A 15,758-nucleotide genomic window follows, 5' to 3' on the forward strand; every position below is an offset into this window, starting at 1 on the left:
TGCTTGCACGGAACCGTCGTCACAAACGAAATGTCGTTCGCAACCAAATCATCCGTTATCTTCTTGTCGATGTTCATGTTTCGAGAGGACCTTTCTGAAATGTGGGATGTCGTATCATTGGGATGGGGTGCGATGTACATGCACGGCGCAGCCAGCATGGCGGACGACACGGGCCGCGGTGGACCCTAGAAAATAGTCGCTGAGGCCGGGTTTGTGCGATCCGATCACAATACAATCGACACCATTGGCATCCGCGTAATCGATGATTGTGCGCGCAGAGTGCCCTTTGACGATCACGGGCTCTATGTCAGGTTGGCCGGACAGTTTGTCTGCAAGATCGTCCCGAGCCTTTTCAAAGCCTGCCAGAACCGTTTCTTCGTCGAGATAGGCGCTGACGGACCCTTGCGGCGCTTCATGCACGTGCAGCGCAATGACTGAGCCATCCGCGGCCCGCAGCGCATTGGCAATTTCGAGCGTGTGGTTCGACACACCATGGTCCAGTGCCATCGGAACCAGAATTTTCTTATACATACGGTGTCTCCATCCAATTGGCGGCGGGTTCTATGCCCACGGATCAAGGACGATCTTCGGCGCGGCGACAGTGCCCGCCCTCAGATCGCGAAACGCTTGTGGCCCTTCATCCAGACCACGGCGTTCAATCCAGTTGAGCGCCCCAAATGATCCGGCGAAGATGGCAGCACAGGTGTCCCGGAAATCCTGACGTGTATAGGTGTACGTGCCGATAAACGTGATCTCCTGAAGGGTCATGCGGCGAACATCCAGCCCCCCTGTATCTTCGCCCAACCCGATGTGAACGATCACGCCACCTGGGCTGCAAAGCGCGGAGGCCATGGCGCGCGTCGCAGCATATCCGACGGCGTCGATTACGATCGCATAGTCGTCAGTCGCGGCGGCGATGGCCTGTGCGCCACATACGTCGGAAAGGTATGCGCGCCGGGTCGCATTTGGCTCGACGATTGTCACATCGTCGATGCCCTGCGCCTTGAGCGCCAGCGCGGCCGCAAGACCGATAGCGCCCCCACCTATCACCAGGGCGGTCTGTCCAAGCGCGCGGTCGTGGGCCGCCAAACCAAGCCGCACGGAATGCCAACTGACGGCCAGAGGTTCGGCCAGCGCAGCCTTTTCCAGCGGAACGTGATCCGGAACAACGACCAGGTTTTCGTCCCGCATCGCCACGTATTGGGCAAAGGCGCCCTCGCGCGGTGGCATCGAAATAATCAAGCGGTCCGGGCACAGGTTTTCGCGACCCGATGCACAGGCAGTGCACTGCCCACAACTGACCAAAGGATTGATCGTGACCCGCGTTCCATCCCGCGCCCCGCCTTCGATCACGCCCGCGGCCTCGTGGCCAAGGATCAACGGGGCCGGTCGCCGTTCGTCATGCCCCAGATATGCGTGCATATCGGACCCGCAGATCCCGGACGCGGCAATACGCACCAGCGACTGTCCCGCGTCTGCCACTGGATCTGGCAGATCACGTAATCCCAGTGTTTCGACACCCTCATATACCAGCGCTTTCATTTGGCGGTGAACCCTCCGTCAACCATGAGTGTTTGTCCGGTGACATACCCGGACGCGTCCGAACACAAAAACAGAATTGGGCCATCAATGTCTTCAAGTTGTCCGTTTCGCTGTATGCAGGTTTGCAGGGCGTTTCGCTGAGACCGCTCGGCATCGGAAAAAACGGCCTGCGTCAGTTCTGTGGGGAAAAAACCCGGTCCAATGGCGTTTGCGCTAATACCATAGGGCGACCATGCCTCGGCCATTGCGCGGGTCATCTGCGCAATACCAGCCTTAGTCGTTCCATAGGCAATACCTCCGGGAAACGCGCGCGTCGTCTGAAGCGACGCGAAATTGACGATACGCCCCCAACCTTTGGCTTTCATCGCTGGCACCAAGGCCTGACTTAGGAAGAAAGGTGCTGTCATGTTTAACGCCAACGTTGTGTCCCAGCCCTCTGCTGTCACATCATCGGCCGCTTGGCGCGTATTGATGCCTGCTGCATGAACGACAATATCCGGTGCACCGAAAGGCGCGCTGATGGCCTTTGCGAGCGCTGAAACTTTTTCGCGCTCTGCGATATCCGCAACGACGAAGTCCGCTTGTGCTCCAATCTCGTGCTTCAGTGTCTCCAGCTCTTCGGCACGTCGAGCCACGCCAACGACGCTGGCACCCGCCCGCGCCAACGTAACTGCGGCACGACGCCCAAGGCCAGAGCTTGCACCGGTGACGCACGCCACCCGGCCTGTCAGGTCAAAAAGATCGCGCGGGTCAGCCATTTGCGGTCAGATCGAACTCTTCGTCCGGGAAATACTTGGCAAGGCGTACATCTGCGGCGCGGGCGTGCCCTTCCATCCCCTCAAGACGCGAGATGCGGGCGGTCGCCTCGGCAACGGCCTTGGCACCATCTCGGGTGGCGCGCTGCCACGTGACGATTTTCATATACTTGTGGACCGAAAGGCCGCCCGTGTAATTGGCCGCACCCGATGTGGGCAGCACATGGTTTGTACCGGTTGCCTTGTCGCCGTAGGACACGGTGGTCTCTTCGCCGAGGAACAGCGAACCGTAGCAGGTGAGGCGATCAAGCCACCAGTTCAGATCCTCGGCCTGCACGGTCAGATGCTCGGGCGCGTAATCATCTGAACACGCTGCCATCTCTTCGCGATCGGCACAGACGATAACCTCGGCATAGTCGCGCCAGGCCGCGGCTGCATTCTCGCGGTTCACCTCGGGCAGATCATCGATCAGGTCTGGCACCATCGCCATGACCTTCTCCGCCAACACGCGGTCATCCGTCACAAGCCAGACGGGCGAGTTGTAGCCGTGTTCGGCCTGGCTCACCAAGTCGGTGGCGACGATATGCGCGTCCGCGGTAGCATCGGCCAGTATCAAGCTGTCGGTTGGTCCGGCAATCATGTCGATGCCCACACGGCCAAACAAGATGCGCTTGGCTTCGGCCACGAACTGATTGCCCGGCCCCACAAGGATGTTGGCCTTTGGCAGACCAAAAAGGCCAAAGGTCATTGCCGCAACCCCCTGCACGCCCCCCAGCGCCATAATCTTGTCTGCGCCACACAGGTTGGCCGCGTAGATGATGGCCGGAGCAACGCCGACGCCCGGCCGCGGCGGGGAACAGGCGGTGATATGATGGCATCCAGCCACCTTGGCCGTGGTTACCGTCATGATGGCGCTGGCAATGTGGCTGTACCGCCCCCCCGGCACATAGCACCCTGCGGCATCGACAGGGATCGCCTTTTGACCCGCAATCATACCCGGAACGATCTCAACCTCGACATCCGATACGGTTGCTTTCTGAGCCTCGGCAAAACGCTTTACGTTGGCATGGGCAAACCGGATGTCAGCCTTGAGCTTTTCGGGCACCAGCGCAGCGGCCGCTTCGATTTCTTGCGCTGTCAGCATCACATTGCCATCATAGCGATCAAACTTGGCGGCGTATTCCATGGCCTTGGCATCACCACCCGCCTCGATATCGGCGAGGATTGTCTTGACGGTTTCATGCACTTCGGACGCATCAGACTTCGCCGTCAAAGTCGCTTTCTTCAGGTATTCACGAGACATTTCTAAGGTCCTACTTGTAGATTTCTGGCAGGAAGGTGGTCGAGATTGCTGGCACATAGGCGATCAGCAAAACCACCAGGAACATGCATAGAACGAAGGGCACCGCGCGGGCGGCAATCTTGAGGATGGATTCGCCGGTGATACCTGACACCACAAACAGGTTGAGCCCAAGTGGAGGGGTGATGAACCCGACGCCCAGGGCGGTGATCATCATGATGCAGAACTGAATCTCGTTCATGCCGATGTTGTCCGCGAGCGGTTTCAGGATCGGCGCAAGGATCACGATGTTCGGCGTCGTCTCCATGACGCAGCCTGCCGCGATCAGTATCCCGATCATCAACAGGATCAGCAACCAAGGCTCATTCGTGAGGCTGGTTACGGAGGTCACAAACCCTTGGGGAACGCCCATGATCGCCAGAGCCTCCGCAAGAGGGGCAGAAAAGGCAATGATGGGCAGGATCACCCCGTTCACCTTGGCGGAACTGACCAGCATTGCAGGGAAATCTGCAAGGCTTAGTGTGCGCAGAACAAAGCCCATGATGATGGTCACGACGACTGCAGTGGCCCCCGCTTCGGTCGGGGTCAATCGGCCCGAAAAGATGCCGTAGAAGATGATCCCGGGCACAATGAACGCGTACCAGCCGGATTTCAGCGACCGCCCGAGGTTGCCCAGCCATTCGCTGAGGGTCATCTGGCCACCGCCCTCATAAGCATAGATGCGGTTCACTATTAGGTTGGTGATCAGGATGGACAGCAGAATGGCCACACCTGGGATTAACGCCGCGAGGAACAGCGTCGAAGCGGATATGCCCAACACCAGACCGATGATGATGTAAGCAATAGATGGGGGAATGAGAATGCCCGTACATGCCCCCGCCGCCACCAGGGCACATGCATATGGGCGGGGATAACCGCTTTCGACCAGCCGGGATATGGTCATGCGCCCGACGGCCGCCGCACCGGCAGCATCCGACCCTGAAATCGCTGCAAACATGCCGCAGACCAATACGGTGGCCGATCCGAAGCCACCCTTGGTAAAACAGGTCAACGCCTCTGCAACATCAAGGAATTTGCGGGATAGACCGGTTCGGACAAGCACATCGCCGGTCAGGATAAAAAGCGGCACCGCGGTCAGGGCAAAGGCATCGATGCCAGCAAACAGGCTTTCGCCGACCAGGCTGAGCGGCAGATCACCCGACATCATCAGCATAAGGATGGCGGACGCACCGATGGCCGCCCACACAGGCACGGCCAGCGCGATCAGAGCCACGAACATGATCACGGGCAGATAGAAATCCCAGCCCAGTTCGACCGTTTGATTTACTGTGTTCCAAAGCATAGCGCGGCCCTCAATCAAACAGCTTGTCACCCTCGAAAACGGGCTTGCCCGTTCTGAGGGAGTGGACATCGCGCAGGTACGACTGAATCAACCGCAAGACGATCAGGGCAAAGCCCAGCGGCACAGCCATGAGGAACCAGACTTTTGAAATGCGCAGCCCATCCGTGACCGAACCAAACTTGGCGGACACATGCACAGCTTCGTAGGACCAATACAGGGCGATGAGCGCGACCACGAACATCACCAGATCGCCAAAGATATATAGCAGCGCTTTGGGACGGGGCCCAAGGTAGTGCATCAGCACATCAATGCGGATGTGGGCACGTTCCTTTACCGCAGCAGCGGCCCCGATCCATGCGAGATAAATGAAGGAGTAGCGAACGATCTCTTCGCCCCAGATCGAAGAAAACGAGAATATTTCACGTCGCAGCACTTCGATGGCCATCGTGATGACGAGCATGACGTAAAAGACCAGAAGCAACCACCTTTCGGCATCGCGATCAATTCGGCGCAAAATATCCATGTCTGAACCTGCTGGGTTGCCAAGCAGACCGAGCGCGCGGACGCGACAGGATCATGCTGCGGCGGGAAACGTGGCGGGCGCGCACAGGCACGCCCGCTTCGGCAATTACGCGTCGTGCACGTAGTATTTGCCTTGTGTGCTTGCGGCCTCTTCCATCTTGTCAAAGGCGTCCATGGACCCGGCCAGTTCAGTCTTGAACTCGTCCCACTCAGGGCGCTGATAGCCCCCTGCGTCCTTCCATTCACCAAGCTGGTCGTCGCTCAGGCTATGGAATTCAACACCCGCCTTGGCCAATTCGGACATCGCATAGGCGCGCGCCGACGGGACCTTGGACAGGTTCTGGTGCGCGGTCATTTCCGAGCCCCACATGATACCTTCCTGCACGTCGGCAGGCATCGAATTGAACCATTCCAGATTACAGGAATAGACTTGGCTGTCCGGTACGGCCTGAGTGAACGTCACGTGGCTGAGGATATCCTTGAAGCCAAAGACGAAGAGCGCGCCGACAGATGGATCGAGCGCATCGGCCACACCCTGTTTGATGGCGGAAGGTGTCTCACCCCAGGCTACAGGTGTCGGGTTCGCGCCGACCATGCGATAGTATTGCTGCAGCATCTTGGAACCGGGGACGCGGAACTTCACTCCGGACAGATCGCTCGGGCTCAGCACGGCACCTGCCCCGCCTTTGCGCACCGCAACGACACGCGGATCGATGTTGACGTAGAACAGCGCCTTGAACCCGTTGGCCTCTACCTTGGGATGCACTTCGCTGTTCCAGAAATCCGAGGTAACAAGATTGGTGAACCGTTGGTTCGATCCGCACAGATAGGGCATGTTGATCAGATCGACGGTCGATGCGAAGGGCGCAAAGTTCGACAGCGAGTGTTGCGCCGCCTGGATGGTGCCGCCCTGCACTTTTTGCACCAGTGATCCGCCTGCGCCAAGTTGCCCGCCCGGTGCCAGCTTAACATAGACCTTGCCGTTGGTGGCGTTCTGGATGTTTTCCTTGAGATCAAGCTGCATGATCGGATAGCTGCGCGATGCACCAAGCACATAGGCCGTGGCGATGGTCATTACGTGCTCGGCGGCCTTTTCGCGGTCACGCTCTTCGTTGGCAGTTTGTGCGGCAGCTTGCGATGACCAAAGCATGCCTCCGGCACCGGCAACCATTGCCGCGGTGAAACCACCGGTCGCAGTCAGTTTCAAAAAATTCCGGCGTGTTGCCGACGCAATTTCCTTGCGGTCTTTGTCCATAAGATTTCCTCCCAGAAAGCCTTTAACTGCCGTCTTTGTTTTTTCGGTCAGCTTCTTTTTGAAGAATGGCGACGACAAAAAGGATCGACGCAGCAAACAGAACCAGCATCTCGCCAACGTCGCCCAGAAAAGCGCTTCCTGCGAACGCCCCCAGAGCGACGTTGGCGAAATAGACGACAAAGACGATCAGGGAAGCAGCAAGAAACATGGACGGATATCCGTAGCGGTTGTGGTTCTGCGATCAGTGTAAGCGCTTACATTTGATTCGTGCAAGCGCTTACATTTCCAGTGAACTCTTTGACTTTTTGAAATATTCTGTTCAAGGAAGCTTAAAGCCACTGCAGGTCAATGAAATGGCGCGAGCCCGAAATGTTCCAACGCTTGATGATGTTGCAAGGAAGGCAGGTGTGTCCACTGCAACGGTATCGCGCTGCTTGAATTCTCCGGAACAGGTGATTGAACGCACCCGCAACAAAGTCATGAGTGCAGTCGAACAGCTGGGATACACACCCAATTTCGGCGCACGTGTGATGGCCGCCAAGCGTACGTTTACGATCGGTGCCATTATCCCGACCATGGAAAACGCGATTTTCGCCCGCGGCTTGCAGGCCTTTCAGGAAGAGTTGCACACACGGGGCTATACGTTGCTTGTATCCAGCACCGCCTACCGGCCGGAGATCGAAGCAGAACAAGTGCGCTCACTTGTTGCACGCGGCGCAGATGGTCTTTTGTTGATCGGATATGCGCGCGATCCTGAACTCTATGCCTATCTGCACCAACGTTCGATCCCCGCACTGATCGCCTGGGCCTTCGCGCCAAACAGCGATCAAGCCTGCATCGGCTTCGACAATCGCGCGTCAATGCGCGCGCTGGCAAACACGGTCATATCGATGGGGCATCAAAAAGTTGCTGTGATTTCCGGTATCGTTGAGGGGAACGATCGCGCAGACGGACGATTGCAGGGCATAAAGGACGCATTGGTCGAAAACGGTCTGGACCCGAGCAGTATGCCCGTCATCGAGACCTCATACGAGATCGAGTCCGGGGCCAAGGCGTTTGATCAGCTGATGCAATCACCGGCTTCTCCAAGTGTCGTGATGTGTGGAAATGATGTGCTCGCGGCAGGTGCAATGCGCCGCGCGCGCGAACTCAACTTGTCGGTGCCAGACGACATCTCGATCACCGGTTTCGATGATATCGAACTGGCACGCATCCTAACGCCTGCGTTGACAACAGTGCACGTTCCCCACCGCGAGATGGGACGCAGAGCGGCAGCCGAACTGGTCAGAATGGTGGAGCAGAAAAGCGTTGGTGTTTCGGAACAGCTGGAAAGCTCACTGAAGCTGCGCGGTTCGCTGAAGTCACTTAATTGATGGCTTTTCTGCGATCCAGTAGAAGCACGATGGTTGACCTTTATCTACGAGCTTCGACCGTGTTGTGTTTGTTGTCGGAGCATCGCTCGGCTGCACCGACATAGCTTCACCGGCGAGAGAACGCGTTCTTCATACCACTAGTACCTGGCGCGGCGGACTGCCACCGGGCACACAGGTGTGAGCGTGGCACGCGCATCGGCTGTTCCCTCGGTTGGAGAACGGGCCAAAGCTGGCCAAGCAACCCTTCAATCGAGGCGCGCCACTATTTGCACAGCAACACCGGCAATCGCGCGTTGCGCAACAGAGCCTTGCTTGTCGCACCAACCACGAAATCATAGGCGTTTGAATGCCCAAACGCGCCAGTGACAACCAGATCAGCGCCTTGCTCAAATGCACACTCCATCAACACCTCAGCAATGGCCTGGCCCGCTTGATTGAGATGTCGCAATTCCACCTTGCGCCCGTGGCGTGACAAGGCGGACGTCAGGTCGAGCATGTCGGCATCCTGCATCTCGTCCATGTCCCTGCCTTTGACGCGTAGCACAACAATTTCCGCATCTGGCACTGTGACGCCAAGCATATCATGGGCTGCACGAGCCGCCTCGCGTGTATCGCTCCAGCCCAACAGGACCTTATTGCCAATCTCTGGACCGTCGTAGTTGAGTGGGACCACGATGACGGGGCGCCCACTTTGGCGGACGACCTCGGCCTGCACCCGCCGCTGGTCGTACCGGTCCACTTCCTTGTCTTCGTGCGCCATGATCACCAGATCGGCCGCGCGAGCGCTTTCGATCATCCGTTCTGATGCTGTATTCGATTGCGCCTGAACAAGACGAAACTCGCTGACAAACCCTTCGGCATGTGTATGTGCGTCGAATATCTTTTTTATCTCGCTCGCCTTCGCCTTTTGACTGTCATTGAAGAACTTAAAGGCGTTGTCGGGCACGTGTATCGCGATGCCGGGATAGACCTCGAGTGCTTCAAGCGTGTGCAGGCCGATCAGGTGTGCTCCTGTGCGCCGTGCCAGAGGAACGGCCACTTTCATCAGCGTCGCGGCGTGTTCCTCAGTTGTCAGACAGACAAGAATTGTTTTCGGTTCCATCGGGTCCCCTCCAGACTTACATTTTTGTCCCGGCGCGTATTGCGCCGGGATCCATCGGTCACGATGCGCCGATTTCGATTTTCTGAACGCCCGTCGGAGCGGTCTCCGGTCTGTCAATCCGGAGGGTCAGAACGCCGTTGGAAAATTCCGCTTTCACCGCGCCATTTTCGGGGACAAATCCCAATGGGATATGTCGACGAAAACTGCCATAGCGGCGCTCCACAAGGTGGTAATCCTTGTCTTTTGCTTCACGATCCGCGCTTTTCTCGCCCTTGATGACCAGCGTGTCACCATGGACCGATGCATCAAGGTCTTCTGCGTTTACACCCGGCACGTCGGCGGTGATTTCCAGACCCGTTTCAGTTTCAGCCACATCAATGGCTGGGGTCAGTGGGCCACTGTCCTCGGTCGGTTGCAGGACCGACGTACCGCGTAGATGATCCAGCATCTGCGCCATTTCCCTTTGAAACGACTGAAAGAAGGGCTGGTACAAACTGGTATTGGGTCCGGTAAGATTGGAGTTCGACATTGTGAGCCTCCCTTTGGGTGATTTGGGTTTTGGATTATGATGATCTAACAAATCCACCTCACAACCGATTGATCGTTATCAATTCCGACTTCGGATTCTGCGTTACGAAATTGGCGCAGCAATGGAGCGGTTGAGATGCGTCAGAATTTCCTATTGGTCGTAAGCGCGATGGCAGCGCTGGCCGCAGCGCCTGCAGTCTCAGAACCCAGATTGTCCGAGCATGGCGGCGACACATTCGTCGCGGGTGAAACGGTGACGCAAACCCTTGATGCAAGCGGCGACGTCTTTGTTGCGGGACGCTCCACAACTGTTTTGGGACATGCGGAGGGTGATTTCCACGCGTCCGGGTTTGACGTCGTCATTGATATCGACGTGGACGAAGATGCCTATGCGGCAGGCGCAACCGTTACCCTCAAGAGCACCATTGGCAAGGATCTGTCCGCAGCCGGCTTCACCGTTCGAACTGAGGCCATGTCGCGCGTTGCTGGAAACACCCGGCTGGCCGGTGCAACGGTGGTTGTTGATGGACCGGTCGACGGTGCTTTGTCTGTGACGGGGCGCGATGTCTTACTGAACGCCCCGGTCGCAGGCGACACGCGCATTGTAGCCCGCTCACTGCGCTTTGGACCCGAGGCGGTGGTGTCTGGGCGTCTGATATACACCACCGAGGCACGCATTGACGTGCCAGCGCGCGTGGCCCCGGCCGCCCGTGTCGCTTTTGAGCCGTTGACGCGCGATGGATTGCGGGGTGCATGGGAAGGAATTGGGGACATGCCCGGTTTCCCGACCTTCGCATCGGTCTTCTTTGGATTCGTCGTCACCCTGCTGTTCTTTGTCCTCTTGGGTGCAATCACTTTGGGATTTGCTCCGAAACAAGTGTCCTGGTTGCGCAAATCCATCGGCTCCGCGCCGGGGCGGACATTGCTGCAAGGTGTGGTGGGCTTGTCGATCCTGTTTGGCGCAATTCCGGTCATTGGACTGACAATCATTGGCCTGCCCTTCGTTCCCATCGCCCTATTGGGCATCGTGGCAGTCTGGACGCTGGCCTATGCGCTTGGTGCCTATGCCGTTGCGATGCGGCTTTGGACCGGCCTTGGGGGCGAGATGGACCCGGCAATACTCACACGGTTGATGGTCTTTGCGACAGCTATCATTTGCGTGGCGTTGATGAACTTCATCCCCTTTGTCGGATGGGTGGCGAACTACACCCTGGTTCTGCTGGGTGTCGGCGCCATGACCCATGCGGTTTTCCTTGCGCTTATCCCCGATATCGATCCTGCCTTAGACGCAGATATGCGGCCCGCTGACCGCGATGACGTTACAACCTGAATAGAGGAGAGCGACTATGTCCAATCAAGGTCTCGAAGTGATCGATCAAACCGTGCATCTGACCCATGAATGGATCAATGAACTGGCGGAACGCGTGGGGTATTCTTCCAAACGCAGTGCGCTGCGATTGCTGCGTACGGTGCTGCAAATCTTGCGTGATCGGGTGCCTCAGGACGAGATGGCCCAGTTTTCAGCACAGTTGCCGCTGTTGGTGCGCGGTGTCATGTTCGAGGGCTGGCAGCCCAAACTGGTGCCCAAAACGGCGCTGGTGTTCCAAAAACACGTGATCACCGAAATGCAGGACACGTCCGAATTCCGCGGCCCAGAGGATACCAAATACGTGTTTGACCTGCTGAATGCGCGCATCAGCCGGGGTGAGGTCGAAGATATGCGCGCCTGCCTTCCACAAGACATACGCGCATATTGGACGGCGCCCTGATTGGGCTTAATTGCTGCCCCGAGACAGGTCTTGCAACATGGCAGGCTGCATGACGATGATCGTTTGCGCGCCGTCCAAGGCAATCACGCCGGACAGGCGCAACGCAGTGAAGGCTCGGCTGACGGTTTCAGTGGTCAGTCCAAGGAAATCTGCGATGTCGCTGCGGCTCATCGGCAGGTCGATCTGGCGATAAACACCCAGATCTTCGCCGTACCGTTGGGTGATCACATTCAGGAACGACGCAACCTTTTCTGCGGCCGATTTCCGTCCGAGCATCATGACGTGGTCCTGCATCGCGCTGATTTCTCTCAGCGCTGCATGCAACAACGCCATATGCAAATCTGGATCGCCATTCCCATGATCCAGCGCCGCGCGGTTATAGGCCTGCAACGTCGTATCGACCAGCGCTTCGCAGTCGGTATGGTGGCACCCGTCCGCAGGAAACCCGATAATGTCGCCAGGGTAGCCAAACGCGATGACTTGCCGCCGACCGTCTTCGAGCATTCGGGTCAGGCGCACAACGCCGGTTTCAACCTGGTAGATACGTTCGACTTCATCCCCCTCGCGATAAAGGTGCTTGCCTTTCTTGAGCAATGTGCGCGGCGACGTGCGATGCCCCTTGTCTTGCGCCAAAAGACTGGTGTCGGGGCGATTTTCCGCTGACAGCGTAATGTACATGTGTGTGGTCCCCCTGTTTTTGCCAGGACCTTGTTGGACGCGCTGTGTAATCTGACGTACGGTTGGGTGAGTGAGATTTGTATCAATTTGTAACAGCAACCTCGGCCACCACGTGCGCGTTCGAGGGGAAGCAGGCGCAACCGCGCCACGGGTACGGAGCGAAAGGTGAGCCAACCGCTGTCCATACTGGTTGTCGAAGACGATCTGAAAGTCCGAGCGCTTTTGCGCAACGTGCTGGAGGATGATGGTTTTGATGTGCTTGAGGCGGGCGACGCAGCCTCTACACTCGGCTTTGTGCAAAACAATGACCTCAGCCTCGTCACGTTAGATATAAACCTGGGCGCCGAAAGCGGTCTCGATCTGGCACGGGACATTCGCAAGATATCGACCGTGCCAATTGTCATGGTCACCGGCAAAGACGATGTGATCGACCGTGTTGTCGGCCTCGAGATTGGCGCGGATGACTACATTGCGAAACCATTCCATGTGCGCGAGGTCATTGCACGCATTCGTGCGGTCCTGCGGCGGCATCAGTTTGCAACGAATGACGCGCAACAGTCCATCGAACCGGTGCAGGACACGCGCGACAGTGCCAAGTATTGCTTTGACGGCATGATGGCGGTGCCGGATCGCATGCAAGTAATCGACCGCACCGGGAAGGATTGCGCGCTGACCACGGGCGATTTCAACTTGCTGAAGGTGTTTCTGGAACGGCCGAAACGGGTGCTGTCGCGCGATCAGCTTATGGATCTGACGGGCGGCATTTCCTGGACGCCTCTGGACCGCACCATCGACAATCAGGTCGCCCGCTTGCGCAAGAAGATCGAGCGCAATCCGTCAGACCCCCGGATTATCAAAACCGTGCGTGGCGTTGGCTACACCTTCGCCTGCGACGTGGACTGCCAGTCCGAACATGACACACTTCACAAAAGCGCCTGAAGCCGTTCGGCCAGTTCCGACTGCCGATAGGGTTTGTGCAATATCCGATCGTCCGCGCTGCCGCCCATCTTGCCGCTGATCACGTCGCTCGCATAACCCGAGGTCAGCAAGATCTTGATGTGGGGAAATTCTTGTCGAACTTTTGCCGCGAGATCGTAACCGTTGAGCGTGCCAGGCATGACCAGATCGGAGAACACCAGATCCACTTGCGCCCCGGCAGACAGCAAAGCAAAGGCCTCGTCACCATTTTCGGCCTCTTCGGTTTTGTAGCCCAGATCACGTACCCGTTCTATCGACAGCCTGCGCACACGCGGATTGTCCTCCACAACCAGAACAACTTGCCCGGTCCCAAACGGCATGTCGCTTGCCTCTGCACCACTCAGTTTTCCTTTCGCCGCATTCGTATTTTTTAGTGCTGGAAAGTACAGGCCGAAACTCGTGCCGTGCCCCAGTTCGCTGTAGAGCGTGATGTGCCCACCGGACTGTCGGACAAAACCGTACACCATCGCCAGCCCAAGGCCTGTGCCACCCTTATCGGCCTTGGTGGTAAAGAAGGGTTCGAACGCGCGGCGCTGCGCATCGATGCTCATGCCTTCGCCATCGTCACTGATGAACAACCGGACGTAGTCCCCGGGTTCGATATCGGTTTCCTGCGCCATGTATTCGTCGTCGATTCTCACATCCGCGACCGAGATCAGAAACTCACCACCGTTTGGCATTGCGTCCCGCGCGTTCAAGGCAAGGTTGATCAGCGCAGATTGTAGCTGCACCGGATCAACCATCACCGCACTCAGCGTTTTGGCGAACTCGGTACGGATGGTGTACCGCTCTCCGATGGTGCGCCGAAGGATCGCAAGTGCATCGCGGCACTGTTGGCGCAAATCGACGCGCGTGGGCTTCAAATCACCCTTGCGCGCGAACACCAGCAGGCGAGAGGTCAGATCAGCGCCCAATTCAGCCGACGCCAATGCATCATCAATTAGATCGGTCTGTCGCTCGTCCACGCCCCGCATCTGCAACAGCTCGAGGTTGCCGATGATGACGGTGAGAAGGTTGTTGAAATCATGGGCAATTCCGCCGGTCAGTTGACCCACCGCATCCAGCCGTTGTGACCGTGCGAGGGCCTCTTGCGCAGCGCGGCGTGCGGTGAGGTTGTGCAGGATGCCGATGAACATTGGCGTGCCAGCGATATCCGCGCGACCAACTGACAAATGCAACGGAAACACCGTGCCGTCTTTTCGCTGCCCTTCGACATCACGACCGATACCGATGATCCGCTTCTCTCCTGTTTTGAGATGATGGGACATGAAGCCATCGTGTAAATCGGCCAAAACCTTTGGCATCAACACGTTGACGCTTTGCCCAATGAGCGTGCCTTCATCGTACCCAAACAACCGATCCGCTGCGGGGTTGGTTCGTTGCATCAGACCATGGTCGTCGGCCACAATGATCGCATCGGCCGCGGCCTCCATCAGGGCTGTCAACAGAGCTGTATCCTGGCTGTGATCCACGAATTTTTCCCAATTGCCTCATGCGACTTTGAACCAAGTTGAACAAACCGACATGATCTGGGTCAAGGCAAGACCGTCAGACATGCGCCGCCGTATTTGTCCCGGCCTGCTTGCCGAGGCTGGCGAGCAAGCCAAGATGCCGGGTCAAATCAGATAGCGTAATAACACCAAGCAGCCGCCGGCCTTCGACAACCATAAATTTGCGCTGCCCGGTTTGCGCGATGCGTTCAAATAGCTCCAAGACCGGAAGGTCCGGTGGGACGCAATTGTTGGGGTCCAGATCAACGAAGATGTCGCCCACCGTTGTGTTGGCCCAATTTTCGCGGTCGATGCTCGACAAGACACCTGTATCGATATGGCCCAGAAGCACACCTGCGTCGACCACTGGCACAAAGCCGATCCGCTTCGCCAATATCACCTGATTGACCAAAGCGGAAAGGGTCGCCTTGGGATCCACGATCACAGTCTCTGCAGTCATCAGTTGGCCGACCGTCCGGTCGCCCAATAGGGACTTGGTCCGCTGTGCATCGACACTGCTGCGCGCGGCCGCCAAAACGAAAACCCCGATGAGGATTTGCCAGAACCCGCTGACCATCGCGCCCTGAAACAACCCAAGCAGACCCAATCCCATAAGCCCATAGGCAAGGATCGTGCCAGCGCGCGCCGCTGTTTCCGTTGCGGCCAGCATGTCACCGCTACGCCGCCACAGCCAAGCACGCAGGATACGCCCACCATCAAGCGGAAAGGCAGGGAGCAGATTGAACAGCGCGAGGATCAGATTGATCAAAGCCAGATAGTTCAACACTGCGACCACCGGCCCGGCGCCGACAAGGACCGCACCCGCACCCGCCAATGTCCAAAAGGTAAATGCGAGACCGAAGCTCATTGCCGGGCCCGCGGCGGCGATCCAGAGTTCGTGCACAGCCTTTGTCGGCTCTTGAGCCAGTTCAGCAACGCCACCAAACAAAAACAGCGTGATATGCCGTGTCTCCACTCCAAACCGACGGGCTGTCACGGCGTGCGCCAGTTCATGCCCCACCAGTGACGCGAAGAACAACAACATCGCCAGAACGGCCATTGCTGCATAACTCCACTGCGACAAACCCGGCAGGGCAGCGGGAAAGGTATGTTGACACAAGCTC

At 57.7% G+C, this 15,758-nt stretch carries 17 protein-coding genes and 1 pseudogene; 4 read left to right on the forward strand and 14 right to left on the reverse strand.

Annotation, left to right across the window (positions count from 1 at the left end; all coding sequences use genetic code 11):
- The 9 genes and pseudogenes from Q1A32_RS00005 to Q1A32_RS00045 form a co-directional block, all read right to left on the reverse strand.
- A pseudogene (locus Q1A32_RS00005) lies at positions 1 to 77 on the reverse strand (sulfopyruvate decarboxylase subunit alpha); the annotation flags it as partial.
- Positions 78 to 114: 37 nt separating this feature from the next.
- On the reverse strand, positions 115 to 531 hold the full coding sequence (locus tag Q1A32_RS00010; RefSeq protein WP_299647827.1) for a universal stress protein: 417 nt from the start codon (positions 529 to 531) through the stop codon (positions 115 to 117).
- Positions 532 to 561: 30 nt separating this feature from the next.
- Positions 562 to 1,542 (reverse strand): alcohol dehydrogenase catalytic domain-containing protein, encoded by a 981-nt coding sequence (locus tag Q1A32_RS00015; RefSeq protein WP_299647830.1) that lies wholly within the window; start codon positions 1,540 to 1,542, stop codon positions 562 to 564.
- Entirely contained in the window at positions 1,539 to 2,300 is a 762-nt protein-coding gene (locus Q1A32_RS00020; protein WP_299647833.1) for an SDR family NAD(P)-dependent oxidoreductase, read from the reverse strand. Before Q1A32_RS00020 ends, Q1A32_RS00015 begins: the two co-directional genes overlap by 4 nt.
- On the reverse strand, positions 2,293 to 3,600 hold the full coding sequence (gene hisD / locus Q1A32_RS00025; protein ID WP_299647836.1) for a histidinol dehydrogenase: 1,308 nt from the start codon (positions 3,598 to 3,600) through the stop codon (positions 2,293 to 2,295). Before hisD ends, Q1A32_RS00020 begins: the two co-directional genes overlap by 8 nt.
- Positions 3,601 to 3,610: 10 nt before the next feature.
- Entirely contained in the window at positions 3,611 to 4,939 is a 1,329-nt protein-coding gene (locus Q1A32_RS00030) for a TRAP transporter large permease (protein ID WP_299610869.1), read from the reverse strand.
- A 10-nt stretch (positions 4,940 to 4,949) separates the two neighbouring features.
- Positions 4,950 to 5,462 carry a TRAP transporter small permease gene (locus Q1A32_RS00035; RefSeq protein ID WP_299647839.1) on the reverse strand — a complete coding sequence of 171 codons (513 nt, stop codon included), beginning with the start codon at positions 5,460 to 5,462 and terminating at the stop codon, positions 4,950 to 4,952.
- 105 nt (positions 5,463 to 5,567) lie between these two features.
- Positions 5,568 to 6,716, reverse strand: coding sequence for a TRAP transporter substrate-binding protein (locus Q1A32_RS00040; protein ID WP_299610865.1), 1,149 nt, complete (start codon positions 6,714 to 6,716; stop codon positions 5,568 to 5,570).
- A 22-nt stretch (positions 6,717 to 6,738) separates the two neighbouring features.
- Complete coding sequence (locus Q1A32_RS00045) at positions 6,739 to 6,924, reverse strand: hypothetical protein (protein ID WP_299610864.1); 186 nt, start codon at positions 6,922 to 6,924, stop codon at positions 6,739 to 6,741.
- A gap of 145 nt (positions 6,925 to 7,069) precedes the next feature.
- Here Q1A32_RS00045 and Q1A32_RS00050 point away from each other — a divergent pair, with 145 nt between their 5' ends.
- On the forward strand, positions 7,070 to 8,089 hold the full coding sequence (locus Q1A32_RS00050; RefSeq protein ID WP_299652693.1) for a LacI family DNA-binding transcriptional regulator: 1,020 nt from the start codon (positions 7,070 to 7,072) through the stop codon (positions 8,087 to 8,089).
- A 262-nt stretch (positions 8,090 to 8,351) separates the two neighbouring features.
- On the opposite strand, the gene Q1A32_RS00055 is transcribed toward Q1A32_RS00050, so the two are convergent.
- Together Q1A32_RS00055 and Q1A32_RS00060 are read right to left on the reverse strand one after the other, a co-directional pair.
- Positions 8,352 to 9,191 carry a universal stress protein gene (locus Q1A32_RS00055; RefSeq protein ID WP_299647842.1) on the reverse strand — a complete coding sequence of 280 codons (840 nt, stop codon included), beginning with the start codon at positions 9,189 to 9,191 and terminating at the stop codon, positions 8,352 to 8,354.
- A gap of 58 nt (positions 9,192 to 9,249) precedes the next feature.
- Positions 9,250 to 9,720 (reverse strand): Hsp20/alpha crystallin family protein, encoded by a 471-nt coding sequence (locus tag Q1A32_RS00060; protein WP_299647844.1) that lies wholly within the window; start codon positions 9,718 to 9,720, stop codon positions 9,250 to 9,252.
- A 135-nt stretch (positions 9,721 to 9,855) separates the two neighbouring features.
- Between Q1A32_RS00060 and Q1A32_RS00065 the strand changes: the two genes are divergently transcribed.
- Positions 9,856 to 11,049: a hypothetical protein gene (locus Q1A32_RS00065; protein ID WP_299647847.1), complete on the forward strand. Its 1,194-nt coding sequence runs from the start codon at positions 9,856 to 9,858 to the stop codon at positions 11,047 to 11,049.
- Positions 11,050 to 11,065: 16 nt separating this feature from the next.
- On the forward strand, positions 11,066 to 11,488 hold the full coding sequence (locus Q1A32_RS00070) for a DUF2267 domain-containing protein (protein ID WP_299647850.1): 423 nt from the start codon (positions 11,066 to 11,068) through the stop codon (positions 11,486 to 11,488).
- 6 nt (positions 11,489 to 11,494) lie between these two features.
- On the opposite strand, the gene Q1A32_RS00075 is transcribed toward Q1A32_RS00070, so the two are convergent.
- Entirely contained in the window at positions 11,495 to 12,166 is a 672-nt protein-coding gene (locus tag Q1A32_RS00075) for a helix-turn-helix domain-containing protein (protein ID WP_299610852.1), read from the reverse strand.
- 165 nt (positions 12,167 to 12,331) lie between these two features.
- On the opposite strand from Q1A32_RS00075, the gene Q1A32_RS00080 reads away from it, so the two are divergent.
- Positions 12,332 to 13,105, forward strand: a complete 774-nt coding sequence (locus Q1A32_RS00080; protein ID WP_299647853.1) for a response regulator — start codon at positions 12,332 to 12,334, stop codon at positions 13,103 to 13,105.
- On the opposite strand, the gene Q1A32_RS00085 is transcribed toward Q1A32_RS00080, so the two are convergent.
- Both Q1A32_RS00085 and Q1A32_RS00090 read right to left on the reverse strand, forming a co-directional pair.
- Positions 13,090 to 14,616, reverse strand: coding sequence for a PAS domain S-box protein (locus Q1A32_RS00085; RefSeq protein ID WP_299647856.1), 1,527 nt, complete (start codon positions 14,614 to 14,616; stop codon positions 13,090 to 13,092). The two genes, Q1A32_RS00080 and Q1A32_RS00085, sit on opposite strands and share 16 nt — an antisense overlap.
- Positions 14,617 to 14,692: 76 nt before the next feature.
- A complete protein-coding gene (locus Q1A32_RS00090) occupies positions 14,693 to 15,694 on the reverse strand; it encodes a site-2 protease family protein (protein WP_299647859.1) in 1,002 nt (333 codons plus the stop codon).
- Between the last annotated feature and the right edge of the window lie 64 nt (positions 15,695 to 15,758).

Origin of the sequence: uncultured Tateyamaria sp. (genome assembly GCF_947503415.1) — a bacterium.
Taxonomy (GTDB): domain Bacteria; phylum Pseudomonadota; class Alphaproteobacteria; order Rhodobacterales; family Rhodobacteraceae; genus Tateyamaria.

Bases quoted from the DNA above. Each gene is read 5' to 3' on its own strand.
- Q1A32_RS00010 (WP_299647827.1), bottom strand. From the start codon at position 531: ATGTATAAGAAAATTCTGGTTCCGATGGCACTGGACCATGGTGTGTCG.
- Q1A32_RS00015 (WP_299647830.1), bottom strand. From the start codon at position 1,542: ATGAAAGCGCTGGTATATGAGGGTGTCGAAACACTGGGATTACGTGAT.
- Q1A32_RS00020 (WP_299647833.1), bottom strand. From the start codon at position 2,300: ATGGCTGACCCGCGCGATCTTTTTGACCTGACAGGCCGGGTGGCGTGC.
- hisD (WP_299647836.1), bottom strand. From the start codon at position 3,600: ATGTCTCGTGAATACCTGAAGAAAGCGACTTTGACGGCGAAGTCTGAT.
- Q1A32_RS00030 (WP_299610869.1), bottom strand. From the start codon at position 4,939: ATGCTTTGGAACACAGTAAATCAAACGGTCGAACTGGGCTGGGATTTC.
- Q1A32_RS00035 (WP_299647839.1), bottom strand. From the start codon at position 5,462: ATGGATATTTTGCGCCGAATTGATCGCGATGCCGAAAGGTGGTTGCTT.
- Q1A32_RS00040 (WP_299610865.1), bottom strand. From the start codon at position 6,716: ATGGACAAAGACCGCAAGGAAATTGCGTCGGCAACACGCCGGAATTTT.
- Q1A32_RS00045 (WP_299610864.1), bottom strand. From the start codon at position 6,924: ATGTTTCTTGCTGCTTCCCTGATCGTCTTTGTCGTCTATTTCGCCAAC.
- Q1A32_RS00050 (WP_299652693.1), top strand. From the start codon at position 7,070: ATGGCGCGAGCCCGAAATGTTCCAACGCTTGATGATGTTGCAAGGAAG.
- Q1A32_RS00055 (WP_299647842.1), bottom strand. From the start codon at position 9,191: ATGGAACCGAAAACAATTCTTGTCTGTCTGACAACTGAGGAACACGCC.
- Q1A32_RS00060 (WP_299647844.1), bottom strand. From the start codon at position 9,720: ATGTCGAACTCCAATCTTACCGGACCCAATACCAGTTTGTACCAGCCC.
- Q1A32_RS00065 (WP_299647847.1), top strand. From the start codon at position 9,856: ATGCGTCAGAATTTCCTATTGGTCGTAAGCGCGATGGCAGCGCTGGCC.
- Q1A32_RS00070 (WP_299647850.1), top strand. From the start codon at position 11,066: ATGTCCAATCAAGGTCTCGAAGTGATCGATCAAACCGTGCATCTGACC.
- Q1A32_RS00075 (WP_299610852.1), bottom strand. From the start codon at position 12,166: ATGTACATTACGCTGTCAGCGGAAAATCGCCCCGACACCAGTCTTTTG.
- Q1A32_RS00090 (WP_299647859.1), bottom strand. From the start codon at position 15,694: ATGGCCGTTCTGGCGATGTTGTTGTTCTTCGCGTCACTGGTGGGGCAT.